16 protein-coding genes and 1 pseudogene are annotated in these 25,888 nt (G+C 50.3%); 3 read left to right on the forward strand and 14 right to left on the reverse strand.

Annotated elements, in window-relative coordinates; all coding sequences use genetic code 11:
* Positions 1–43: 43 nt before the first annotated feature.
* Entirely contained in the window at positions 44–1,423 is a 1,380-nt protein-coding gene (locus EPA93_RS45575) for an ABC transporter substrate-binding protein (protein WP_165423829.1), read from the reverse strand.
* Positions 1,424–1,642: 219 nt separating this feature from the next.
* Positions 1,643–4,789 (reverse strand): FAD-dependent oxidoreductase, encoded by a 3,147-nt coding sequence (locus EPA93_RS45580; protein ID WP_129893921.1) that lies wholly within the window; start codon positions 4,787–4,789, stop codon positions 1,643–1,645.
* Positions 4,790–5,032: 243 nt separating this feature from the next.
* On the opposite strand from EPA93_RS45580, the gene EPA93_RS45585 reads away from it, so the two are divergent.
* Positions 5,033–6,070, forward strand: coding sequence for a LacI family DNA-binding transcriptional regulator (locus tag EPA93_RS45585; protein WP_129893922.1), 1,038 nt, complete (start codon positions 5,033–5,035; stop codon positions 6,068–6,070).
* Positions 6,071–6,221: 151 nt separating this feature from the next.
* Entirely contained in the window at positions 6,222–6,572 is a 351-nt protein-coding gene (locus tag EPA93_RS45590; RefSeq protein WP_129893923.1) for a transposase, read from the forward strand.
* Between the two features lie 327 nt (positions 6,573–6,899).
* On the opposite strand, the gene EPA93_RS45595 is transcribed toward EPA93_RS45590, so the two are convergent.
* The 8 genes from EPA93_RS45595 to EPA93_RS45625 all read right to left on the reverse strand — a co-directional run bounded on the left by EPA93_RS45595 (position 6,900) and on the right by EPA93_RS45625 (position 18,679).
* On the reverse strand, positions 6,900–7,208 hold the full coding sequence (locus tag EPA93_RS45595; RefSeq protein WP_129893924.1) for a chorismate mutase: 309 nt from the start codon (positions 7,206–7,208) through the stop codon (positions 6,900–6,902).
* Positions 7,156–7,581, reverse strand: a complete 426-nt coding sequence (locus EPA93_RS51275) for a Tc toxin subunit A-related protein (protein ID WP_165423928.1) — start codon at positions 7,579–7,581, stop codon at positions 7,156–7,158. Before EPA93_RS51275 ends, EPA93_RS45595 begins: the two co-directional genes overlap by 53 nt.
* A 245-nt stretch (positions 7,582–7,826) precedes the next feature.
* Positions 7,827–11,081 carry a lantibiotic dehydratase gene (locus EPA93_RS45600; RefSeq protein WP_165423830.1) on the reverse strand — a complete coding sequence of 1,085 codons (3,255 nt, stop codon included), beginning with the start codon at positions 11,079–11,081 and terminating at the stop codon, positions 7,827–7,829.
* A gap of 62 nt (positions 11,082–11,143) precedes the next feature.
* Positions 11,144–12,778 (reverse strand): SagB/ThcOx family dehydrogenase, encoded by a 1,635-nt coding sequence (locus EPA93_RS45605; RefSeq protein WP_129893926.1) that lies wholly within the window; start codon positions 12,776–12,778, stop codon positions 11,144–11,146.
* 27 nt (positions 12,779–12,805) lie between these two features.
* Positions 12,806–14,797, reverse strand: coding sequence for a TOMM precursor leader peptide-binding protein (locus EPA93_RS45610; protein WP_165423831.1), 1,992 nt, complete (start codon positions 14,795–14,797; stop codon positions 12,806–12,808).
* 19 nt (positions 14,798–14,816) lie between these two features.
* Positions 14,817–17,027 carry a TOMM precursor leader peptide-binding protein gene (locus EPA93_RS45615; protein ID WP_129893928.1) on the reverse strand — a complete coding sequence of 737 codons (2,211 nt, stop codon included), beginning with the start codon at positions 17,025–17,027 and terminating at the stop codon, positions 14,817–14,819.
* Positions 17,028–17,041: 14 nt separating this feature from the next.
* Positions 17,042–18,328, reverse strand: coding sequence for a zinc metalloprotease (locus EPA93_RS45620; RefSeq protein ID WP_129893929.1), 1,287 nt, complete (start codon positions 18,326–18,328; stop codon positions 17,042–17,044).
* Between the two features lie 171 nt (positions 18,329–18,499).
* Complete coding sequence (locus tag EPA93_RS45625; protein WP_129893930.1) at positions 18,500–18,679, reverse strand: hypothetical protein; 180 nt, start codon at positions 18,677–18,679, stop codon at positions 18,500–18,502.
* A gap of 445 nt (positions 18,680–19,124) precedes the next feature.
* Here EPA93_RS45625 and fxsT point away from each other — a divergent pair, with 445 nt between their 5' ends.
* Positions 19,125–21,704: an FxSxx-COOH system tetratricopeptide repeat protein gene (gene fxsT / locus EPA93_RS45630; protein ID WP_129893931.1), complete on the forward strand. Its 2,580-nt coding sequence runs from the start codon at positions 19,125–19,127 to the stop codon at positions 21,702–21,704.
* A gap of 89 nt (positions 21,705–21,793) precedes the next feature.
* Here the strand turns inward: fxsT and EPA93_RS50760 are convergent, their stop codons facing one another.
* The 4 genes and pseudogenes from EPA93_RS50760 to EPA93_RS45650 all read right to left on the reverse strand — a co-directional run bounded on the left by EPA93_RS50760 (position 21,794) and on the right by EPA93_RS45650 (position 25,793).
* The gene (locus tag EPA93_RS50760) at positions 21,794–22,429 is read right to left on the reverse strand and encodes an aromatic-ring hydroxylase C-terminal domain-containing protein (protein ID WP_340689253.1); all 636 of its coding nucleotides are present in this window, start codon (positions 22,427–22,429) and stop codon (positions 21,794–21,796) included.
* 18 nt (positions 22,430–22,447) lie between these two features.
* A pseudogene (locus EPA93_RS50765) lies at positions 22,448–22,960 on the reverse strand (FAD-dependent monooxygenase); the annotation flags it as partial.
* A gap of 313 nt (positions 22,961–23,273) precedes the next feature.
* The gene (locus EPA93_RS45645; protein ID WP_207229372.1) at positions 23,274–24,134 is read right to left on the reverse strand and encodes an SPL family radical SAM protein; all 861 of its coding nucleotides are present in this window, start codon (positions 24,132–24,134) and stop codon (positions 23,274–23,276) included.
* A 396-nt stretch (positions 24,135–24,530) separates the two neighbouring features.
* Positions 24,531–25,793 carry an MFS transporter gene (locus tag EPA93_RS45650; RefSeq protein WP_129893934.1) on the reverse strand — a complete coding sequence of 421 codons (1,263 nt, stop codon included), beginning with the start codon at positions 25,791–25,793 and terminating at the stop codon, positions 24,531–24,533.
* Positions 25,794–25,888: the final 95 nt, after the last annotated feature.

Below are 25,888 nucleotides of genomic sequence, written 5' to 3' on the forward strand. Positions count from 1 at the left end.
CTTTCCATTGAGCGTCTCGACTTACTGCTCGGCGCGCCAGATTTCAGGATTTATATGGGTTCCCAATCTGGGTTTCCATATCGTGTTGAGCACCGGCCAGAGACGCTTTGAGATCGGCTTTGCCTTGCACAAATTGATTGAGCCACTGATTGAGAATTGCGAACTCCTTAAGCGCTGACGGATCGTAATTAAAGATCCTGACCCGATCATAGCTAGCCAGTTCCTGGGTATAGAAATCCTTGCCAAAGAAATTGTGGGGTTGGAGCGCCCACTGCTCATCGCTAACGTCAGATGGCTTGCTAGCGTTGTGGACATAAGTGAGCAGATCTGGCTGCGCGCTACGAAGCAGAGGCGTAAGGCTATTAGCTTTGAACTGAGCCAGCGCTCCTTTTTTATCGAGGATGAGCCTGCGTAAGAACAAAATTGCCTGCTCCTTGTTAGGTGCTTCCTCCGGGATGACAAAGACAGAACCGCCAGCCTCCGAGCCGTAACTCTGATCCACGAGCGGTAGGAGATCGGGCCAGAGTGCAGCTTTCCATTTGCCGGCTTGATCTACCGTCGCATATTCGGGTAGAAAAAGCTTTAGCCAATTAGCGTTTAAGGCGCCAGCAATGCGTCCATTTTTGAAAGCAGGGCCCCAATCAGTTGAAAAATCATCGACTTGCAGCGTGGTACCTGAGTCGTGTAGGCGTTTGATAAATGAGAAAGCGCTACTAAAGGCAGGGGCGGAAGTAACAACATAGTTGCCTGAAGGCTCAGCCATACTTATGTTGGGATAAGCTGATATGATCTCACTGAGCCAGGTCCCGGAGGGTTGCTGGCCCATATTAAATAAGTAAGTCTTGGGGAAGCGCTCATGCAGCTTTTGGGCTGAGGCAATGAGGCCATCAATAGTATTCAGATCGCCGGGTGTTATATGCAGCTGTTCAAAGAGATCAGCCCGGTAGTAGAACATTTTGCTTTTCACTTGTTCAGGAATCGCTACATATTTGCCCTGGTACATAGCTAGCTTCTGGGCACCGATGTACAGATCATCTTTTATAGGCTCGATAACATCCTTTAGATCATGCAGCACTCCAGCTTGCGCGAACTCAGCTATCTCGTTGTAGTTGAGGCGAACAATATCAGGGATATTTTTATGCGCTGCCAGGGCAAGACGCAAGGAACGCGTCACATCGGGGTCACCTCCGCCAGCTACGACAATATTGAGCTTGAAATGTTGAAAATCGTTAGGGAAAGCAGAGGAAACCGCTTGAAAACTCTGCCTCAAGCGTTTGTCCGATCCCCAGGTGACAATGGTGACAGTATCTGCTGTCTTTGATGATCCTGCTCCCCCGTTGCAGCCTGCCAGAGTCAAACCTGCGGCAGCCAGACCGGCGGCTCCGAGCTTAAGGACGGTACGACGGCATAGCTTTTCTTTCATGTACAGCATGCTTTTCCTCCATTGAAAATACTTATACCGGCTCATCTCTTCAGAGAACTAGATAGGGGAAGAATAGAACTGACCAGACCTTTCTAGAGACACTATAGCCTTTAGTAAGGAGATTCATCTACCGTCAAACGCGCTACGAAGATCCTGGCTATCTGTGCTGATTTATGCAACCTATGTTGGGACTCTAGCCTTTAGCATACAGGCAAGCAATCAGTCGATGCGCGCAAGCCAGGGTCTGGGCTGGAGTGTATGAACGTGTCGCTTGAGCCATGTAGCCCAGGCGGCTTTATCTTTGCCCAGGTCCTCTCCGCTGATAGCTATCAGCTCATCATGAGCGTGCTCAGCCAGTAGCGTACGCGCATCATCGAGATAGCTGATCAAAATGTCCACACCCTCGGGAGAAGCGCAGCGAGCCAGGGCGCGGCCTATAACTACCTCTAGATAAGCAATGCGCTCTTCAAAAAAGTCAGTCTGAAAGGTTGTCGTACTCAGGCCGTGTAATCCGTCTTTGCGATGCAAGCTCAGGAGCGCAGGGATAGCCAGCGGACTGCCCAGGCGCTCAGCTACATAACAGATAGCATCAACATAATAGAATGTGCCCTTGATACGATCCCGAAAGTGTTCTGGAGAAGGCTCAAGCAAGGAAACGATACGGGCGAGAACAGGGATAGTGCGTTCGTCACGAGTCATTCCCAACGTATAGAGTAGGTAACATAATTCGGGCATGGCTCCTTGATCGGGTGGATAACCAGCATGGCGAATCTTCTTCATGCGAGCAGGCAACTGGCCGGAGGCTAACTGCTCCTCGACAGCTTCTAATAGACATGCTACACCCACTTGAGAGCCGTACCAGGCCAGGATGCGAGCCAGCAGGAGTTGCCGCTTCCCCTGCGAAGCACTATAGGCCTCCTCAAGGAGAGGAATAATGCGCGCGCCAGCCGTACAAACTCGCACCAGGAGCATGGGCTCCCGCTGTACATCCGCAAAGTCCATATCGATATAGAAAGGCTCGTCTCCGCTCAGACTGGCTACAAGATCTGCAAGTTCCTTAGTAGATGGTTCCTCAGTGGAAATGCTACGTGTGAGAATAGCATCGGGCAATACTCCATAGGCAATAAGGCGTTGCTGGACCTGGCGTATATTGACGTCGCGCAGGGCAACGCCTTGTTGGAGCGCAACGACTGCAGCTACGGCGCATGCTCCACCTAGATTTTGGAGGTCGGCTTGCATGCGTGTGGCTGAAAGCGCGTCATGGGTGCAAGAGAAGGCTTTGCCCGCAACCAGGATACCATCGAGTCCACTGGGAAGTACGGCGCGATACGCAATTTCTGACTCCACGTTTGGCGGGAGCAAGCCCCATAGAACCCAGTCGGCGGCGCTCTTCCCTTTCACATCATAGTTGCTAAAACAAATATTGATCACATCGCAGAAACGGCGCAATGTTAGTTGATCTGTCAAAGTGTGGGTAATCTCACCAAGAATATGCCGCGTCTCGCGGGGTGCAATATAGACGCCATGGTCGTAGGCGCTATCTCGCCGCCGACCGGCGAGGATCGCCCGCGTATAATCATGCACGTTCGAGATGTCAACGGCGCTGGTAAAATTATTGCGCGTCAGGCCTGGCTGGACGAATTGGGCCAGCGAATACCAGAGCGGTAAGCGATCACGCGCGGAGCCATAGCTAAAGTGCGCTCCGGCGAATGCAGCAACATCGCCATCTCCTGAAGCATCGATGATCACCCTGGCTCGAACGGCGTAAAGGCCATCTGGTGTTGCGACAATGACCCCACAGACTTTGTTCCCTTGTCGCAAGGCTCCAACAACTAACGTACGAAAAAAGATCTCGATGCCGGATCTTATGGCCCAACGCAATAACGCCTGCATACGCACCTCAATATTCCACCGCGCGGCATCCTCCCGTTCTCCAAAGCGAGCAGCCTCGGCTAAATAATGTGCATCGAGTTGCGCTGTGAAGCCAACGCGCCTGCCATACCAGTAGCTATTGACTCCACCAAGCGTTCCTGTTCCACCAAGCCCTGTATTCATTTCCAATAAGGCTGTCTTCATACCAGAAGTTGCCGCCTCAACTGCGGCAGGCACGCCACTCGTTCCCCCACCAACTACAAGGATGTCAACTTCAGTAAGCAGTGGTAACTCTTCAGCTGCTTCGGCCACACGCTGATAAACGCGGCCACGTTGTGGTTCCCTGGGCTCGTAAATATCGAGAGAACTTGCAGTGTGTTCAGAAGCCGCCTGAGCGCACTGCACCTGGCAGTCTGCAACATCCGGGAGTTGGACGACCTGGATGGCTCGCTCTACCAGGGAAGCCAGACCTTCCCCAAGCTGGATGGCAGCTAGCGGCTCCAGAAGGAGCTTTCTCTGCTGATCCTCGGCAAGGGCCGCAACTGTACTCAAGATAAACAGGTTATTATGGATGGAAGAGATAAAGGCTGCAGTCGGCAAACTACAAGCACCTGACGTGCCCTCTACCATAATGGATGCGTGGGCTGCGCCTGCCGCTTCCAGTCTCCAGGGAGCAGGTAGCCACAGCTCGGGTGAGCCCTGGGCAAGAGAGGCTTGTGAGAATGCTGGATGCTGATCGAGCAAATAAGCTGCTACGTCCATAGAAGAGGTGCGCACGTGGGTCTCTAGAGCCATGCGACTCGGTAGATCGCAGTCGGTGAACTCAAGCTGATAAGCACACTCAAGAAACACATGCCCCTGCCCTGGATAAGCTGGATGGACCGTAACGCGATTATGCAATACCTCCAGCTCTGAAGGTATCTCTAGCTCGCCTGAGAGGCTCGGCGCAACATTAGTAAACTCAAGCGTACGTCTTGCCTCAATGAAGCTGGAGGATGGACAGCGTAGCAAAGGCTGCCTGCTGAGCCGGGCCAGTGTTCCCCACTCGCTTGCATCAACAACGGCCTTGCCCAAAATGACCTGACGGCCGGATTTATTACCAATTACAACTCCACAGAGCTGCTCATTTGCAAAGACAAGGCCACAGGGAAAGCTTGCATAATAGAGCTCTACACCGGCCTCCAGTAGCTTCTGCTCAAGACCTCTCTTCAGCAAGTCAGGATGAAATATCATCTCATCAGCATTAACTACCATCGATGCCTCCTCAAGCCAGGAGCGCAATATCATAGGCAATCGGGTCGGTACTTTCATCCAGGGGCGTAGGGTAGTCGTGATTTCGTAGCCAGGATACGTGCGCGGCTCAATAAGCGCAACACGGTACTGAGAACAAGCCAGGGCGTGAGCCAGGGCGACACCAGCACATGAAGCTCCTATAATAATGAGATCAGCAACTTTTTCAACCGGTAGAGAGGTGGGGCGACTTCGTACAGACATACAACAAGCTCCTCTTGACCTGATGTTGCTGCTATCCTGACGAGCCAACGCAGTATCCCTGCTAGCAGCACGAGCACGGACTTGCTAAGACAAGGTAAAATACTTTCTAGAACGTTCTACTAGAACGTTCCAAGTGATTGATATTAATGTTAATATAGAGATGAAAAAGTGTCAAGCTTCTCTTGCTTAGAAAAGCTTAGAAGAGCACTTAGAGCAAGCAAACTGTAAGAGGGAAGAAAAGCCATGCGGGTCACAATTGAAGATGTGGCGAGAGCAGCGGGAGTTAGCCGCTCAACTGTCTCGCTGGTATTACGCGGGAGTACAGAAGTGGCCGAAGAGACGCGCAAACGTGTGCGCGAGGTGATGACCCAATTAGGGTACCAGCACAACCGCCTTGCCGCAAGTTTGAGGAGTAAGCACTCCTATATTTTAGGGCTGGTTGTAAGTGACATTTCTTATCCGCCATATGGACAAATAGCAGTAGGGGTCGAAGCTGCCATCGAAGATGCAGGTTATAGCCTGATCGTTGCGAATTCGCACGAGAATGTGGAACGAGAGCAGCGCCATATTAATATGCTGCGCCAGTATAGCATTGATGGCCTCTGTCTGAATCCCGTCAACCTATCGCTAGAAGGTGTTGCCCATCTACAAGCATTGCAAAAAAGCGGCTTTCCGCTAGTAACGCTCTATCGTGAAGTAGAGGGACTTGAAGCAGATTTCTGTGGCACTGATGTGTATAGGGCGACACGCCAACTTGTAAGCTATTTGGCCGGCGAGCTGGGGCATCGCCGCATCGCTATACTCAGTGGTAGGCTCTCCAATACAACTAATCCATTACGTATTCAAGGCTGGCGCGACGAATTGTGCATGCGCAATCTACCTGCTGATGACGACTTGCTGGTAATTTGTTCGGGAAGTACCAATGGAGATGAGGCAGGTGTACAGGAGCTGCTTGCGCGCAATATCCCTTTTACCGCTGTTATTTGTGTAAACGACTATATAGCTTTATGCGCGATGCGAATGTTGCCACTAGCTGGTAAACGCGTACCGGAAGATATCTCGATTGCCAGTATGGGAGGCTTTTCACAACTCTCGACGCCCGGTAAATCGCTGACGGCAATCACTGAAGATTATTATGCCATAGGTCGAGAGGCGGGGAAGCTTCTGCTACAACGGATTACTGGTACACTGAGGGGCGGGCCCGAGCGACGTATTCTCCCCACCAGATTATATGCTGGGCAAACGACAGGGGCACCAGTGCAGACAGAGATAAAAAGTTGAAGCCAGCTGCCTGTACAAATGCTGCCTAAAAACAGCTTGCGGTCCATCTTGAGCGTGTCTTTCCCCTGCCCCGAGAGTCCATGAATTTGTGGAAAAATGAAACCCTAAAAACAGCCTTGGGACAGCTAGGCAATTAACCACGGCACAGAAGGTGGAACTGGCGCATCAACCGTGTCAGCCCAACGGTCCCTACGCGAAAAGCCAGGTCGCACGTGCACTGGATATAGCACGCAGTACCCTCTATCTGCGTGGGAAGCAGGCAAAAAAAGACAAGCAGGTCGCCATTGTTCTTGAAACCTGGCACGAAGCCGATGATACTCTGGGGCATCGCAAGCTCGCGGACTTGCTCTCGATGGGGAAAAATCGGATCAAGCGGATGATGAAGAAATATGGTTTGGCCGCGCGACGCAAGCTGAAAAAATACGTCTCTCCAGGAAAAGCAAGCAGAAGAGAGATGCCGGGTCTGCCTAAAAAGGTTATAACACGTGCCGCGCTTCTTTGAAGCAGCATTGAGCGAATATGGTTGGCAGTGGGCCAGGATGCTCGTGAGGGAGCGATCCTGGTTCCGGGAGAAGAGAGGGGAACAGTCATCTTGTGCATCATGGGTCTGCTGCGAGAGCACCATTTTCAGAATGGCTACCGTGTGCTTTACTGACAAGAAGCCTGCTGGATCGTCTTCGACATTGATGGCACGCCGGAAGCGGCGTTCCCTTGCCTCAAGTCGAAGATTGCAATCAGCGTGTGTTGCAACCCTGGGTTTCCCCCCACGCGAAAGGTAATTTTGAAGGACCAGTCTTCTTCCCGCTGGGAGAACCATCTGGTCTCAAGCTTATTCCTCCCTCTCTTCACGTTCGCGCCAAAAGCCCATCTCTTGAGAGATGAAATAGTTTGTAATATGTGCAAACAATTGCTCGATAAAATCGGCGTCCAATTGCTGCTCTCTTGCCCATAATCTCCGGCTTTCGATCATAAGCGCTAATCGTTCGGGAGCTTTGACACTCATCGGGCTTGTCTTGTAGTGAGAAGCAGCTTTTACATATATGGCACGTTGGGCTAAGAGCGCCACCATCTGTTGATCAAGGAGATCAATGGCGTCGCGGATATCCTGGAGTGATGCACACTCTTCTGGTCGTTTCATATTCTTTCTCGGCTTTCTCTACTTTACTGAGAACGCGTGGCATCTGCCTCTGCTCTAATTGCCGACTTTGCGCATCTGTATGGTCGGAAAGAAATGTGAACCAGGCCCCTGAAAAAACCTGCCTGAAATTGAGATAATAGGCGCCTGTGGAGCTTTGTAATGCCGATAAGCGTTGCACGCTTTCCGTGAAAGTTTGTCCGCCGTCGAGCGCGGTATAATTGAGTTGAATAATGACGTCGGACAGACTGGCAAAATCGAAGCGCTTCGTCGTCCTGGGAAGGGAAAGTCTCCAGCTCGAAATTGCCCCTGTGCCTTCAGAAGGGAGGTAACGTTCGTCTCTGAAGCTCAGCTCAAACAGACCACTATCATTGATTCCTCTGGATCAGGAACACTCTCAGGGGAAGCGTGGCGTACGTTCTCGCTGAGGCAATGTCCAGCATGTTCCTTTAAGATATCTCTTATCTTCTCATGCAGAAACTCTTATAATATCAAAGCTTCTTTTGGGAGTATACCTGGCAAGAAATGGTATTGTCAAATTATAAAATAGAAAAGGGCGAAAGTATAATAATGATGAAGTAGAGCGTACTCATCCCAAGGAGCCCGCGATACTTGCGCATTTCAGATACCTCTCGCTTGGAGATAGTGTTGGGCACTTTCTAGAGCATGTCGCCAGCAGGCATAGACTTTCCTTTCCTGCTCTGGTTCTGCGCCCAGGAGACGATTGAGGTGCATATGAACAAGACTCATCAGTATAGAAGATTCTGATCCCCACAATCGATCGCTCTCGACCAAGGTGCGTATTCGTTGTGCAGCCTGTCGAACCACAGGCGCTTGTCCACCGATAATAGCTTGTAAGAGAGCCTTTTGTCTTTTTACATCAATATCTTGATGAATTTCCTCCTGAAGCAGGAGGCTAAGCAAACTTTTCCTGAGGGGCCGAAAGATCTCACGGTACTCATACTGAGTAGTATACGCCTGGGTAAAGTTGAGTCGCTCTAAAGCGCTGAAGCCCCAGGATGCCAAAAACTGATCAAGACTAAACACTGCTACGACAAATGGGTCCAGTGTGATATGTTGCGAGTATCGTCCAGCGATGATATCGCTCACTACCTGGCTATTGGCAGAAAATAAGCGCTCTATCGTATCGATGGCTTCGGGGCCACCATAGCGAGCCGTCTCACGGTCATACCCCTCAATGTTCAGGTGGTGGATAAGACCGTGTTCTACCAAGTTCCGTCCCCAGGCAAGGGTTGTAATCAGAAGTTGATCACATGTCTGAGCGTTGGTTGCGTGGAAGCGTAGGCGCAGATGTGGCTGAGGATCAGTGTAGCGAATAAAAAACCAGTCACTGATGAGTCCCTGCGCCCCTAATTTGTGAACTATCTCTCGCAGGGGACCTGCGATGATTTCATTCTGGCGTTTCGAGCCCGAATACAATTTAAGATAGGTCCATTCCTGGCCAGGTAATATATGGAGCTCGCGCGCATTGAGGGCTCGCGGTGGATAGCGATACTGTCCTCTCATCTCCTTGAAGTTCATCATTTCCGCCGAAATTTGGCCTTTCCTCTGGAGTATGAGCGGAACTATCAACTCTGAAGCGTAGGGCTCATTTTTTGTGTCACGCAACCAGAAGTGCTCAAAAGCCGGAAGCATCTCCTGGAGGCAGACCCCTTCATCACTCCTGGCTTGCTTGAGCGCTCGGTGGAGTTCTGCTAAGAAGCAGGGGTGTTCAAGATCCAGAAGCAAGCGCTGATCAACGTCAACCAGATATACATAACGAGGAACGCGCCATTTTTTACGCCATTGCTGGATGCGACAAAACCACTGAGTCTCCTCATCTTCGGCGTCGTTCTCCGCGACATCTGAGCTATATAGCCGCCACTGCGCAGGGCTAAGCACAACCTTCTTTTGTACAACGCGTGGTAAGAAGGGCGACATACGTAATGCCCCCCACTCAAAGCCAAGGAGCGGCGGACGGCCATCTTGTGATACGTCTAGAAGAAAACGACAAAGGGGAGGAGCGCGCAGAACATTATGTGCATGACCCTGACAGATAATTACTTTCTTGCCAAGGCGCAGCGAACGAAGATAAAAGCGACAGTCAGAAATACCAACAACCAGATCACTTAAATGAATGACATGTTCTTGCTCAAGAAAAGGCATAGTATTGACTGCAATCTCGTAGGAACGCAAAAGAGGGCGCACAAACATATTCATATCGTGCCCTACAGGAAAAATATAGTTGAGTTCGGCGAAGATGGCATCAGGGGAGAGTTGTTCTTCTTGCTGGTTATATTTCCTCAGACAAGCCATACTTTTCTCATTAAACAGATGAAGGAAGCGACCAAAGGTTCTTCCTCCCTGGTATATGTTGTTTATCAGCAGACGCCAGTCCCCGTTATCTATAGCCTCTCGTGAACAAGCCTGCACTGTGCAGTAAATATCTAAAACCTCATAAGGATGAAGCGTCGATTCTGACGGAGCAAGTTGCGAAAGGATGTGCTCGTTCAGTTCCACCTCAAGCGCGCCCTCGTTGATGGCGCTTGCCAGCCATGCTGTGAGGATAGCATTCCTCTTCTTTGCCTGCGATGGGGAGAGCCCCTGCCAGCAGTATTTGCCCTGCTCCTCATGATAGGAAGAAGGAATGCCAGGGCCAGTTTCCTCATTGAGCAGATCCAGTACAGGTATTTCAGTACCCACTCCATAGCGCTCTAGAAAGAGTGTGCGATATTGCTGAAGCGGGGAGATCGGGTATGCGCTATTTGCCAGACGTAACAGAGTCTCAGCCGCCTGAGCTGCCGCCGCCCCAATAGCTTTGTTGAGATAAGGCTCTTTTACGTTGAGCGCTGTATCGAGTTGATATATCGGTGCAATGCCTTTGGGGAGTTGTTTTTGTTGTGCTACCAACTGCTGAAATTGCAAACTTGCTTCCCCAAGAACAGCACGGTCTAGCTCTGCCATACTGGCCAAAACTGCTTCAAGCGCTTCCCGCAAAGGTCTCGCCCCTGATAGAGAGGAAAGACGTTCCAGAACATAGCGCGCAGGATAGGGATGTGTCAGTGGTGGCTTTAGGTCCGTAATGAGGAATGAATGTGCGAGAAGCTGGCGCAGGATACGCTGCATTTGCTCCTCATTCAATTGAGGGAATGCCAAAGACAGCTCTCTGCAGAGTTGTTGATAAGGGATGAGGTGAGTAGCGTGTTCCAAAATATAGCTTACGGCTGGATTCATCTGTAACGCAATCGAGTGAAGTTGCTCTTTTTCATTCCCTTTGGCAAAAGAAAGAATAGCTCGTGACCCAACGATGTGCACAGCCTGATTGACTACCACACGAAGCTGCTGCATATACTCCTGAGTCTGTTCTATTTGCTCAACAAACTCGATCAGCCATTTCATATCCGGCCTGGTGAAGGTGCGTTCCAACTGAGGGTTTGCCAATTGTGCCGTGCTTTCGTCGGCAAAACGCCCCATAGCTACTCCGGCAAACAACCCGAAGGGAGTAGGTCGCGTGCTCATGCGCACAAGGTAACGCAAAACACTTGCGTAGGTCCGCTGTACACGGCGAGAAGAAGGCGCAGCGCTTTGGAGATGTGCCAGGCTCTCAAAGAGAGAAGGGCTGGCAACCAGTAATGCCTGCTCGATTCTTGATTGTGTGAGCAAATGGCTGATCTCATTGTATGTCTGCTGGCGTGCAGCTTCCAGGTTCTTGCCCAATTCTCCGTGATTCGTATCAGCCCCGGCAAGCTCCTGAGAAGTGAGGCGCTGATACGTACAAAGGGAGAGAGTAGGGGCGCGTAGCATAAAAAAGTCCATGGGTCTATAGAGAGGTACCTGTTCTTCTTGGGGAGGCTGTTTATTGTTGAAGCGTTCCATTTTTTTTGCTTTCTGCTGCTCTGGCACCATTTTCTTGCTAGTCGTTGCAGGATGACATGACTTCACACGGGAAATAAAGCGTTGAAGCGAGCGTTGTTCTGACGCTCGGGACCAGCCATGATGAAGAGCAAAGATCTCAAATCTGTTCCCGCTAAGCCCAAAGCTTCGTTCATGGCAAGGTTGTCGAAACCGAGCGCCGCGCCACAGCCGAGAGAAAGACTTGCGGCCACAAGGTAGATGGTCTGGGCAATCATACCTGCCTCTATATTTAGCGCACGATAGCCGCGCCCGCCGTATGCCTCCAACATGCGCTTGGGATTCCCAAGCACAGTAATGAGGACTGCGGTTTCTGCTAAATTATAGTTCGAAAGCATATAGTGCTCTTGGAGAAAGGGGGCAAAATTACCCTGGCGGATAGGGCATAAACCATGTCGTGTACTATCATAGATATAGGCACCAGGCTGTATGTTTTCCACGTTATTCACAAAAACAGCAAGGCGCGTAAAGTGAGGATTCCCATCTGCATGTTTCAGATCTGTTCTCGCACAGCCTGTTGTTGCCCCCAAAAAAAGGAGCGCAGCTAGATCAAGGCGAGAAAGTGGTTTCTGCCTGGAAAAACGCCCAAAGCTAGACCGGCGGCCTCGAAAAGCATCTCTGATACTTCCCTGTAGATGTATGAAAGGTGGAGGAGGCAATGGAATAACTGGGTCAGCTTGCCCTATCTCTTCGCAGATACCATCATTGATGGGATCTGGCCGGGGAGCATTGTTTACAAGTGTAGCCCTGTGTACCTCCTCAATGATCGGGAATCTGGTAACGTGTTGAGAAGATTGAAGTCTTTGTCGTATCAGGAGCGGCTTGTCTTGTTCTGCATCGCTCTCTGGCGCCATGCCCCAGTGAGTAGACCTTTCTGGCGAGAAGGAAGATGCCAGCGTGAGAGGAAGCACGGCAAAAACGCTTTCTACCAGCGTGTCTATCCCCAAGAGACGATTGACCGCTTCATCCTGAAACCAGAGAAGAGGTTGGATATTCGTTTGGAAGTAGGAGCTCATGAAATGGAAGGAACCAAGCAAAACTCCTAGATCCTGCGTAGCTAAATGATAGCCAAAGCTTTTATATTTGAAGGTGTTTTTCCATAGCCTCAATGTCAGAAGTAAGAATTGATCTGTTGCCAGGGCAGCTGGATGATGAAATACAGCTGCCTGAATACCACGAGTCATGTTTCCACTCATTACTCGTACTAAAGCGTGATGCGCAGGATCATAATGGTAGAGGCCTGGATGCAAAGGGCCGCGCGCTCCACAAACCCAGTAGATTTCTGCAGGGTATAATCCGCCACCAGAAGCTGTTCCTCTTCCGTACTTGATAGTTTGGGAGGAAAAAAGGCCTTCTCTTCCCTCTTCCCAGGTAAGATCAGTTCGCATGTTTAAGAGCCCATAGGTAAGCAGGAGCATCGCAGTAAACTCATCAAAAGTTATGGCCCTGTAGGTTGTAAGAGATGTCCAAACGTCGGCCATAGGAACAGCAGGATCAAGCATTTTGCCGGGAAGAGTCAGACGCGTTGCCTGCTGGTAACGTTTGAAGCGGGGTAGCTGATCCTGCAAGGCAATCTCTGTTGCTCCTGTGTCCAGAGGAGTTTGAGATCTTGCGAAGATTGCCTCAATGTATTTCTGGCAGATAGCTGCCTGTTCATTCATAGGAAATTCTTTCCGCTTTCACATATTTTAAGCAAATGGGTGTGGATCGGAATTGAAATTGGCAAGATCAAAATCTTTGCTCAGGTAGCCAGCGGCTCGTGGAGCGGTCTTCAAGCGAGGAAGATCATGAACACGTACCCTCTTGCCGCTAAATTCGATTGGCAATAGCCCGGGAACAATCACTTTAAATGTTTTGAGCCCCATATGCTCCTGCTCAGGGCTGGTCAAATCTACAGCAATAACATCCATGCCCTTGTCAAGGATCAGCTTCACACAATAGAGCAAGTCATCTCGTAGATCAAGGCTCTGTGGTCGATTCGTCAGCCACTCTGCATAACACTCATCAAAAGGACAGAGGGTCGGATTTTGATAGAGAAAAGCTGCTTTTGACGCAGTTTCTGGCACACTGTAGAGTAGTGCATGATCTGAGACCATTCGCACCTTCCCATAATCCTGGATCATAGCAAGAATTTCATGCATATGATGATCGACGCGTGTATTATGGACCCAGAAACCAACTTCGGCGAGTGCTGAAAGAATGGCTTTTTCGGGGCTGAAGCTTGCTCCCCCTCCCACGCCGAACATTGGCCTTATTCGTTCAGGATCATCTTCAGGTCGCGTCAGATGCGTATCGCGCAACACGGCAATTGCTGCAACCGATGGAAACTGCATGTCGAAACGTGTGTCAAGTATATGAATGTCGTAACCGATTCTATCATATCTATCAAGCATATGCTGTAAAGCACGATCATTGCAGTGTTCAAGATCGACGCGGCGCGGTGCTGTTTTTGTATACCAACTTAACAGAAAACCGTCTCGCTCGATTAACTCCATTAGGCCGAATAAGATTGCTTCTTCAGGCGCTCCCCCAGTTGCGCATCCACTTGAAGTGTCGCTGACGACAAAAGGAAAATTATCTCTATACACGTAAGCAAGGCTCTTAGGTACAAGAATTGGTCCTGCCTTGCGAAAGGAATATCCCCATACCCACGGAATGATAAGATCTTCTTTAAAAGGAGTGTAAATACTACTATTGTGATATATTTCTGGCTGGTACAACCCCATCTCTGCTGGATGTACGGCCTCGGCCTGGACATTCTGATAGCTATCAAACACTGTAGTTTTTTGACATGTCGGTCTAGCCCATGCAAGACGTTCGAGACCTTCTAGAAAGGCTGTACGGAGCTGATAGCTGGTACCATGATTGGCAAAGGTGATGTGCCGTGCCCCCCTGAGATCATCGGCAACCGTTCGACCGTAGATGCATGTATCGATGGTATGGGTATAATTGCTATAAGATTCAGTGCCAAGCAGCCCGCTGATAGGGTTCACCAGGGCTGTTTCAGGGAAAGAGTACTCCGAAACAGCTTTCAGGTGATACTCTGAGAGTGCCTTTTTGGGGCGAGAGCTAAGGCAAAGCATTGCAGTTTCCCGGGTGTCCAATTTGGAAACAGAACAGAGAGGACAGCTTGCACCAGGAATAAACCCATATGTTTCCGCAGAAAGCGTCTCAAGATCGAGTTGAGAGACCTGAGGTTGTGCGCGTTTAAGCACATCAGCAGGGCAAACAGCCAGCAGCATTGCCAGGACAGCCTCAAGCGCGAAGGGAGTCAGGGCTGAGTAGCGCCCAAAAACAAGCCTTTGTTGTACATCGTCCCATTCAAGTAACTCGCTTTTGCGCGCTGTGATCCACGCCTGTTCCAAACAAAGAGGACATGGACCTCCCGAAAGTGGATGATAGAGAGGCCCAAAGATGACCTTTGAACGATCCATGCACAGAGGATAGATGAAGATGTTCTCCTGTTGGTACTTGCGATACCACTGTGCTCTCTCATCCGGGGACCTCTTTCCATCAAGCACTCCCAGGTCCACTACGAGGGAGACAGCAGGGGGGAGCGATTCTGCCAAGAGGAAAAGATGCTTCGTCAAGTACTGCTTCAGAAGAGAGAGGGTCTCATCCGAGGAAGAAGGGCTGAAAATTTCTATACTCACTGTGGGCGTATTCGTTTTCGTCTGCATAGCGTCGAAGGCCTTTCTTTCAAAATGAAGCTGTAGCGGAGCGTGTGAGGAGTATTGTGCCACTGATGAGTTGCATTTCCTCTCTAATATCCGAGGGGGTAAGATTGGCAAAGAGCACATCAGAGACGTGAGCTCGCAGATAGCTCTCAAGCTCTTCGAGCGTTGCTGTTGGCTCTTTCAAGCGGCTTGATGCCGTGTGATCCCGCATAAAGGTAGAGCAGAGGGCTGGCTCAGGCAAAAGAAACGTATCGGTCCACAACAGAACAGCTTTTTCATCGGTTTGTTGTGCTTGTAGCCTTGCGACCATGCCATGTAAAGCCATTTTAAGCGCTGCTCCCCCTGAAAGCCCATACCCCAGCGTCACCAGGACCTTTTCAGGGTCTTCTTTAGTATAGACAATGATGATATGTACCGGGGAGCTATGCACCACTTCCAGGAGCGTAAATGTTTGTGGGAACCGCCGAATTGTCTTCAAGAGGAAGGTCAGATCAGGATCAGGTGGTGGCAGCTCCTTCTGCGTCAGTTCAATGACTGCACTTTGCATACGCAGAAGTTCTCCTACATGCAGAGAGGTGAGAGCAGAGAGTATCCCATTGATCTGCACATCTCTAAACGTTGAGCCTACAGCGAAGCCGGCTAATGTCTTCTCAAAGCTTCCTTGGCTATTCAGTTCTGAATACGGATAAGCGGCTGACGCAGGCACATAACAAATGCTCTTTGAGAAGAGAGAAAATGCAGGAAGCCACCTGAGAGGCTTTTCTTGTGCGTTCATATGAATGCCGGACCAAGAAAAAAGGGCTTCTGGAGCAATAGTTTGTTTGCCGCTCTCGTGCAATTCCTCTCTGGTCATGAGAAGCATACTTCGCGCGTCTGGTAGAGCCATCGAATAGTGACAAACCGCTTCCAGCAGAGCTGCGTAACGCGCCTCCTGTACGTTTTCAAGGCTGTACGTCGTGATTTCTTGATGGGTTTCTTGGGCAAAGATCGAGGTGGACATCGACAGTTTTGTACAGCGCAGAGGAATTTGCTCAATGCCATCGTCTTGAAAAGCCCCGAACAGACCAAAGGAAGAATCCATCAAGCGAGCACTGCTTTCAAGAAGGTCTTTGCTGGTTGTTGGATGATCATGTGCTCCTGCAACAAAATCAAGAAGCTTTTGTATGTATGCATCAGGTTTGATAGAGGAGCAAACAGGGCATAAAGGATGTTTTACGAGTAATTCACGCTTTGATGTGAGCGTTTCAATATTTCGTACTACCACAGTGTTTTTATCTTCAGCAGGAATGATATCTGTAAGGGCTTTGAAAAGCTCAAAACCGAGGCCATTCCCCAGCATACTTGTCACAGGATAGGATACAGCAGACTCTTTAAAATGGAACGCATCTTTTAAGGCAAGGGTTTGCCAGAGCATACGAGCGTCATCCGCATCACTGTTGGCAGCAAGTCGTATCTGCCCGCAGAACCAGCAAGGGCCCGTTATTGCCGGGTTCACAAACGGGCCAATAAATGCTTGTTCGTTGAAAGTATATGCAGGAAGAAACTTGATGTGGCGCGCAAGGCATCTCTGATTGAGTTCAAATATCTCAGCGAGATAACCATTATCTGAACAGTAGACCACGATATCGCAGGTGTCCAGATGAGCATCGAAGCTATTTGATGAAGCATCGAGGAGGGAGAGAGAGGCCTCCATACCATGTTGCCGGAGGTTATCCACTGCGGAAGTAAGTCTCTCAGCATACCCATGCATAGTATCCGTAGGAGCAAGCAAGAGATCCCGTAAACCATTGTTGAGCAGTGAATGGCCAAGGGCGATAAGTGCCTCACCAGAACCAACCAGCAGGATGTGGCTCTCACGGAAGGCCTTGAAACGTTGCTGGGGGGTATCAGCATAATGATCAATGAATTCTACTTGTGAGCGAAAATACTGATAGATCTCTTTTGCAAGCGGCGCGGGATCTTCGGGAGGGGCATTCTTGAGAATGCCTTGTTGGATGAGCTCATGCGTGCATTTCACAATCATAGCGGAGACAGTTGGATTCATACCTCGGCAGAGTTCCTCAAGCGTGTGTGTGCCATCCAAATAAGCGCCAAAAGCGGCGAACCAGCGAGTAGCGCTACTCCCTTTCAGGAGGAAATATTTTCCATCTCCAGTGAAGAGCAACCCCCTATCTTTGAGTTGAAAGGCCATATTTTGCCTCAATTTAGGCCGGATAGTTGTAAGATTCCGCATGAGCCAACCTTCTCCTATTTTCTATCATGTTCAAGCTGGTATTTATGAAACGCACGATGTTTCTGACTATTCATCTCCCATCGCATCCAGAGTGGGTATATGATCACGACTGCGATCCCAAGGAATATGAGATACGAACTCCAGGGACCAAGATACCGGACTAACAAATGCATATAGGAAATCGCCAGAGTGGTACACCAGATCATTATGTAGCTGAGCGAGAATATTCCATAAAGGAGAAAAATCAGCTTTTCTTGAAAGCTGCCTCTAAACATCTGCTGAGCTGGTGGTATCTGGGTAAGCCTGAGTTTATAGAGCCCCTGTCTCACAGTTGAAAAGAGGAAATTAAACGCTTTTTGCCTTAAGTTCTCGATATTCAGGAGATCTGCCAGTAAATAATAGCCATCGAGCCTGATAAGCGGATTAAAATTGATAATAGCCCGTATGCAGGCGATCAGCAAAATAAGGACAATGCCGATCCATAGCCAATGGATACGAGCCCCGAGAGGGAGAAGAAGAAGAGCTAAAGAGGTCAGAAAAAAATTCATTGCCATGCCTGCACCATGAGTAACCAGGCGTTGGGAACGCTTTGAAAACGTCCAGGCATCAGTGACATCACAATAGCTGACCGGGCGGAAGAAATAGAGACCAACGCCTAAAGCCTGAACCTTGCCTCCGAAATGCTTGCAGGCAAAACCATGTGCCAGCTCATGAAAGAGGCAGATCACAAAATCTAATGCGAGGCTTATAGCTACATAAGCAGGTAAGTTACCATTCCATTGTGTAATCGTCTCAAGTGTCTTCTGTATGGGCTCCTGGTAGTGAAGATACATAAGAAGAGCCCCTGTATAGAGAACAAGCAAAGCGACGCCAAACCAGGGCGAGAAGACATATTTGAGGCGGAGTGCCTGGTAGACGCGATCCATCCACAGATCGGTAGTAATCAGATCTTTACGCTGGAGCGAAATGCGCATAAGCCAGTGCCGTTGGCGTTTGAGCTTTTTCTTTCTTTGCTCTGGCTCATCTGTACCTGTCTCAAGCAGGAGAAGCTGTTCAAGCTGATTGACAATATACAGGATGGAGGTCACGTTCAGGCCTAGCTCTGCGCTAATTACTTCGGGAGCCCTCGTTCCATCCAGATGCTGCATAATACAGACAACTGCTGCACTCAAGCGGAAGTAGCGACCAGTTTTGGTATCCTTTACCAGGTAGCGCTGTGGGGAGGTTTGAAGATAAACCAGATCAGTGAGTACCTGAGGGTGCCGTGGTAGAGTATGTTCATTCTCAGTAGCAATGCTCATACTTCATTCTCCTTCCACTGATCGGTCATACCTGTTACGCCTTTGATCTAAAGGGCAGACTCCTTAACCCAGAAATCCCTGCGCAGGAGGACTCTCCTATGAAGAGATCCTCCTACCCTGTTCTCTTGTGTCAGTTTCTCCTTTTTTGCGTGCCCCTCTCGCTAGCAGCCATTAGCCGCACTGGCACCCACCTACACACCAACCGCCACCCTCAGTGGTAACCACGAAGGCCAGGCGGCTTTCCAACTCTTCGATCTCAAAATCCAGTGAACTGAGATCCTCTTCCAGAAACTCCTTCCTGGCTGCGTCGAGCGTCTCTTCTAAAGATAAAGCGTTAAGTTCTTTTTCCATTGTCAGTTTCTCCTTTTTTGCATGTTGCACTTGCTAGAAGGGAATGTAACTTGACAACCCTTGAAGGAAAGTGTACCGAAAAAAACTGCTCGCAGAAACCTCCGGTAGAGCTAAGAAGGGGGCTAAGAAGGGGGCTAAGAAGGGGGCTTGGCAGCTAATAGTAGGAAAAGTTTCATAATCGCTTAAACCCTGATTTATCTCGTTTGAGTGATTCTAGCCATTTAGTTCTGCTTTCTTGTGTAGTAGTAATTAGCAGTATAATTTGTTGTAAGATAACCTATGACTGGAATCAGCTTCTGGCGCGATACGACGGAATAGCTTTCCTCAACTGAGGAAAGAGAGAGCTGGATACTTATGTTGCTCGAAGAATAGATCCATTTAAAAAGTGGCTGCTCTTCCATATAAAGAGTGGCCACTTTCTGAAGAGGGAAAGCGATAAGTACTGATGAGATATCCCCCCAACTTGCGATTACGAGTAGAGCGTGAGCAGCGGAAATGGTCACGCTCATACATGGCAGAGAAGCTGAATCTTGGCGATCCTAAAACGATAGGGCGCTGGGAACGAGGCATTGCCCTGCCAAGTCCTCATTTTCGACGGAAACTCTGTGAGCTGTTTGCCTTGAGTGCCGAGGAGCTGGGTTTAGCCTCACCCGGGGTGGCTACATCTGAAGCGCCTCCTTCCCATCCTGCCTTGCCAATCGCGCAGCCCCAGGCTATGCAGAAAGAATCTCCCGAAAAAGAGGGAAAAAGGTGGCATGTGCCATATCGGCGCAATCCCTTCTTTACTGGCCGCCAGGATGTGCTCGCATCCTTGCATACAGTTTTTTTCTCGGAGAGATTGACAACTCTCTCATATATCCAGGCGCTTAGTGGGCTGGGGGGAATTGGCAAAACACATATAGCCATAGAATATGCCTACCGTTTTGACGCTCAATATTCTGGGATCTATTGGGTACAGGCAGATACGCGTGACGACCTGATTTCTAGCTGCACAGGGCTACTTGATTTCCTGGGACATTCACTTCGGGGGCACCAGAAGGATGAAGATCCTCTTAGAGTATTCAGCTATTGGTTGAGCAGGCATACGCGTTGGCTCCTGATCATTGACAACATCGAAGATTTAACCCTGCTTCAACACGTTCTACCTACAGACTGCCAGGGTCATGTATTGCTGACCACACGCATACAATCAACAGGTTCCTTTGCTCGCTGCCTTCCACTTGACAAAATGACAGATTCCGAAGGAGCACTTTTTCTCCTGCGGCGTGTAAAACGCCTTGAGCCTGACGCTACGCTCGTTCAGTCTTCTCCTGCCGACCAGTTCTTAGGACAAAAACTTTCATCTCTCCTTGGTGGTCTTCCGCTGGCACTTGATCAAGCAGGTGCATACATCGAAGAAGCCGGATGCAGCATCTCTGATTACCTGCAACGTTATACGCATCAGCGTGCCTCCCTTTTGGATCGAAGAGGAATGGTAGGGAAAGATCATCCTCGCTCCGTCGCCACAACCTTCTCTCTGGCCTACACACAGGTTAGACAGAAACTGCCTCTGGCAGCTGATCTGCTCTGTCTCTGTGCCTTCCTCGCGGCAGACGGCATACCCGAGGAACTCTTTCTCCACCATACGGCTCATCCGTATGGAACAGAGAACACAAGCGGCAGAAGCTCCTTTCTCACAGATCTGTACCAATTCGACCAGGCGATCGCTGTCCTGCGGAACTTCTCTCTGGTACAACGGCAGCCCGAGATGCGAACTATCTCGCTTCACCGCCTGGTCCAGGTTATATTACAAGAAAGAATGAGCGAGCAAGAGCAGGCAAAGTGGTATCAAAGCGTGGTTCATCTGCTCAATGCGGCCTTTCCTGCTGTCGCCAATGGCACTGGGACCGGCATCTGGGAATCTTGTGAGCGTCTCCTTCCCCATGTTATGACCTGCGCTACATCTCTTCCAACTCTCCTCCAGGATCTGCAGTTGGCTGAGCTGCTTCTGAAAGCAGCTGACTATTTGGACCAACAATCCCAATACGAACGAGCGAAGTCACTGTATCAGCAAGCGCTCCAGATCCAGGTCCAGGGGGTTGGTTTGGAGCATCCCGCCGTTGGCTCTCTCCAAAGCAAGCTAGCTTACCTCTATCGACTTCTTGGTGATTATAAACAGGCAGAGCACCTGTTCCAGTCTGCGGAACACTTGCTTGAACAGGCGTGGGGACCAGGGCATCCTGAAGTCGCTTTCCCTCTCGAAGGCCTCGCGATGGTGTACTATGAGCAAGGCAAGTACGATCTGGCTCTTCCGCTGCAGCAACGAGCGTTACAGATTCGAGAACAGGCGTGGGGATCAGAGCATCCTGATGTGGCCTTGTCGCTGAATCGATTGGGGAATGTCTATATGGAGCAGGGCAAGTACGATCTGGCCGAACAGGTGTATCAACGAGCGTTGCAAATCCGGGAACAAATAGGAGAACCAATGCACTTTCGGATAGTAGGCTCGCTCAACAATCTTGGCTACCTCTATCGAGAGCAAGGCAAGTACGAGCAGGCCGAAGCGCTCTGCCAGCGTGCAGTTCGTCTGGCTGAACAGGTCCTGGGCGCGAATCATCCTGACGTGGCTGTGGCACTTGAGACGCTGGCTGGTCTCTATCGCGATTGGGGAAAATATGAGCAAGCGGAACTATTGTATCAACGAGCCTATGATCTCTTTGAGCAAGCGCTTGGCCCTGAGCATCACGCCGGAGCGTATCCCCTCCATGGTCTGGCTCTTCTCTACCAGGAGCAAGGCAAGTACGAGCAGGCCGAAACCCTCTTCCAACGTGCACTGCTGATCCGTAAACAGTGCCTGGATCAAAATCATCCAGAGATAGCCCAGGTCCTGTACGATCTGGCGCGCCTCTACAAGCTTCAGGGAAAGAAGAGCGAAGCATCCTCCCTGGCCGAACGCTCTCTCCAGATCCGTATGCAGTTACTGGGAAGCGCTCACCCCAAAACCGTTGCTTCACATGCCTTTTTAGCCCAGCTAGAAGAAGCCTGAGGAAAGCATCAAGGAAGACCAGCGCACCCAAACTTGAAAAGTATACGCCTTAGGTTTGGATGCGCTGGTCTCTAGAGGCCTTATCCCTTTTAGGATTCCCTGCCAAGAGGAGCGCCAGTGCGGCAAAGGATGCGAGTCAGCACTTGCTCAAGTGAAACGTGTGGGGTGGTCGCAAGTTTCCTACTGCGCCAGGCTACGAAACCATCAGGACGTACCAGCACAGCGCCATCAGCCGATATACCCATCTTCGTCTCCCAACCGTTCTCCGCATCGAGCAGATCACCACCTGGCCCGATGCGATAGGCCGAAAGCCTGATATTCAACTTCTCGGCCACCGCAGATGCGGCCTCGCACCATGGGGCTCCACAAGAGCCCGCGAATAAGACAAAGGGGCCATCGAGCAGGTCCAGCGTCGAGATGCTCTGTCCACCTTCGACCCATAGATGCGGCACGCGGGTGCCGGGCTGCCCGTTCAATTCCGGACGCTCCAGCAGCTCTATCCCCTGCTGCGAGGGAGGGACTGCCTCTTCTGAAACAATTGCCTCGGAACAATACCTGTAGCCCAGAATAGGCGCAAACAGCGGGGCCTGTTTCTGTAAGGCAAGCTGGGTGCGCTCCGCATCAGTTCTGGCAAAAATAGCATACTGTTTCAATTCCGGGTGATCCACCAGCCCCGTAGGCGACTGTTCAGCTGCCACCCAGGCGATGGGATGCCGCTCGGTCATATAGGTCGAGAGAAGCTGCGGCGAGGCTTGTCCCTTGAGAACCGCTGCCAGTTTCCAGGCCAGGTTCTGCGCCCCTTGCAGTGCCATATTGACGCCAAGTCCCTGGTAGGGAGGCATGGTATGGGCTGCATCCCCAACCAGGAGCACCCGTCCCTGTTGGAACTGATCAGCCACGTGTTCAATAGGTTGCCAGGACATGAAATCGATGAGATCGAAGGCGATAGTTGGTTTCCCCATCGCTGTTCTCAGCAAGTCCTGGCAGCGCTCGTGAGTAAACTGTTCTACAGACTGCCCCTGCGTCGGCCGGTATCTGACTGTAAACATTCCCAGATCTTTCTCTGCGATCATGAAGATGCCGTGAGCGGCAGGATTCTCGATCAGAAACACATCTGCCTCGTGGCCGTGGATGAGCTGGCTCCAGTCTTCTCAAAAGTAGATGAAGAGATAGTACTCAGAGAGCGCTTCGTGTCCTTTTCCTGGCACGCCGAGCGTCTCGCGAATCCGGCTATGAGCGCCATCAGCCGCCAGCATATAATCGGAGCGCAGGACTTCTGATCTTCCGGTAGCACGATCCTACAAGGTGGCCGTGACTGCGGTTCGTCTTGTATGAACGAAACCAACTCAGTGTTATACCGGACATCGATGCTGCGTTGACGCGCCTGCGCCAAATAGGAGCGGTTCGAGTCGACTCTGCGGGCAATACCAAACAAGTGGTTCTGGATTAACAAACAATACGAGACGGTATCGTTTCTATGTGAAGACTATAGCACGAAAAGGAAGGGATGTTAAGGAGCCAGCTCTGAACACTAGTTGAGGAAAAATCCTGTATTGCCGGTTATTCAGCTCATGACGGCATGTTCTGGTTATGATAGAGGACTCTGTTTAATCTTAGTCTTAGCTGATACTTCTCTACCAGGTTCGTAACAAGCCTATCAAGGATCTCTCGATGCTTCAGAGAAGAGGCTTGCCGGTAGACGTCCTGGATTTCAGGAGATTCGTGTTGCATTCTTTGCAGGAGCCTCTCCCTGATATAGGGCTTGAGATTGATATGTTCTATGAATACAGATTGTACTCCCACTTCGGCCAGCCTGGCGAACAGGTCTTCAAGAAGGTCTGGGCGGTAACGAAAGTGAGGGAGAAGGGGGCCGATAAAAGCGTAAGTATGCAAACCTTCCTCATGAAGTTGTTTGAGGGTATGCAGACGCCTGCTAATGAGCGGAGCCCGAACCTCAAGGAAGCGACCGAGCTTATCATCGGTTGTGGTAATCGTCATTCCTACTTCGACGTGCGGTATCTGATGGAGAATATCGACATCGCGCAGCACCAGAGGAGATTTTGTTAAGATACTGACCAGGCCAGGATACGTTTCACGGGCCAATATTTCTAGAATCCCTCTCGTCAGGCGGTATTTAGACTCAATGCCATGATACGGATCGGTGACAGAACTTAGAAATATCGAAGACTGGCGTCTGGCCTGAGACCAGCGTTTCAAGTCTTTCTCAAAAACCGAGACTGCATTCGTTTTCACATACACATAGTTTCCCCAGTTATTCACAGGTTCATTTACGAATCTCCCCATGAAACTTGCATAGCAATACGCACAACCAAACTCGCAGCCGGTGTACGGATTGACGACATATTGTGCATCTGGCAATTTTGAGGGCACTAACATCGTTTTGGTTTCGATTTCCTTGATGTTCATCATTTTCTCTTCCTGAGCCTCAGCTCTCCCATTGAGCGAGAGTGGAGATCGGCCAACGAGATCTCCACACGTTTGCTTGACTGCGGGTTGTTCTATTTGCGAAACCGGGGTTCCAAAAACCAAAAAAGCCTCAATCTACCGCGTGAGGAAAACGAATCTAAGAATCTGCCTAGATTTATTCCGTCACCCGGCAAACCGAGACCTTTTACAGCCAGCAACAACTTGTTGGCGACTTAGCTTTCCTAAGCATATTCAAGTTATACTATAATATGTCTTTCAGATGATGTCAAGATGAAACAAAAATTTCAGGTTTTCCGAATTGTAGCAGCATTTGTTCATCTCAACTGTGTGAAAGGCGAATGGACAAGCTTGTGAGTAATTTTTACCCCTCTCCTGGACTCATTTCCGTCCCGCCGGAAGCTTACGTGTCAAAGCCCAAACCAGGAGGGCAACGGCGCTGATGGCGGTTCCCAACAAGCTCACACCAATCCAGCCAGCATGCACATAGACCATCGTCGAGACAATCGAGCCAGTCGCGCTCCCGATAGAATAGAAGATCATGTAGCTGGCTACAAGTCGGCTGAGCGCCTCTGGACGAACACGGTAGATCATGCTCTGATTGGTCACGTGTACCGCTTGTACTGCCAGGTCCAGCATGACAATTCCAACGATCAAAGCCAACAGAGAGTGGTTGATCAAGCTGATTGGCAACCAGGATAGAAGCAGCAGGGTCAGCCCGATACCAGTCGTCCATTGCTCCAAACCGCGATCTGCAAGAGATCCTGCCCGTCTGGCTGCCAATGCGCCAGCAACCCCTACGAGGCCAAATAACCCGATCACTGTATGCGAAAAGGAAAATGGCGGTCCACTGAGCGGAAGCGTCAATGAAGTCCACAGGGTACTGAATGCAGCAAAAATCAGCAGAGCTAGCATGGCACGGATACGTAAGAGAGGTTCCTGCCAAAAGAGCGCGATTATTGAGCTGAGCAATTGCGGGTAAGAGATGGAGGACTTCGCCCTTTCATCAGATGGGAGTGCTCGCAACAATATGCCCGCCATGAGGAGAGCTAAGAGAGCAGAGACTGCGTAGACCGAGCGCCATCCAGCAAGATCGGTGAGAACTCCAGCCACAGTGCGTGCCAACAGAATACCGATGACCACACCACTTGTCACTAGCCCAACAACCTGTCCTCGCTGAGCAGGACCTGCTAAAGCTGCTGCGTAGGCGACAACTGCTTGTGTTACAGTAGCGAGCAGACCCATGACGCCTATTCCTATCAGCCACAGAGGAATAGTGGGTGCGATGACCACTCCCACCAGCGCCAACGCAGACAGGAGTAATTGGCAGACAATCAGCCGACGACGATTCAAGAGGTCTCCTAACGGCACGAGGAACAAAAGCCCGAGTGCATAACATATCTGTGTAATGGTAATTACTATGCCAATGGATGCCTCAGGAACCTTGAAGTCGCTCGCCATAGTAGCGAGGAGCGGCTGCGCGTAATAAACATTGGCAACAGCGACTCCGCAAGTGATGGCAAGAGCCACCACTACCAGGCGCGACAGGGAAGAGGTGGAAGCCAGAGAAGTTCCCCTTCTGCTTACTGCTAGTCTGCTTATCTCTGTGGGAACGACTCCCACTTTATTTTCACATTTCTCCATAGATGTTTCCTCTCAAGCGAATCTTGCTTCGCTCACATGAATGAGCGGCATGCCTCAGCGTTTCCTCTCCTTTTGCTCCAGGAAGAGAGCTATAT

Origin of the sequence: Ktedonosporobacter rubrisoli, assembly GCF_004208415.1 — a bacterium.
Classification (GTDB): domain Bacteria; phylum Chloroflexota; class Ktedonobacteria; order Ktedonobacterales; family Ktedonobacteraceae; genus Ktedonosporobacter; species Ktedonosporobacter rubrisoli.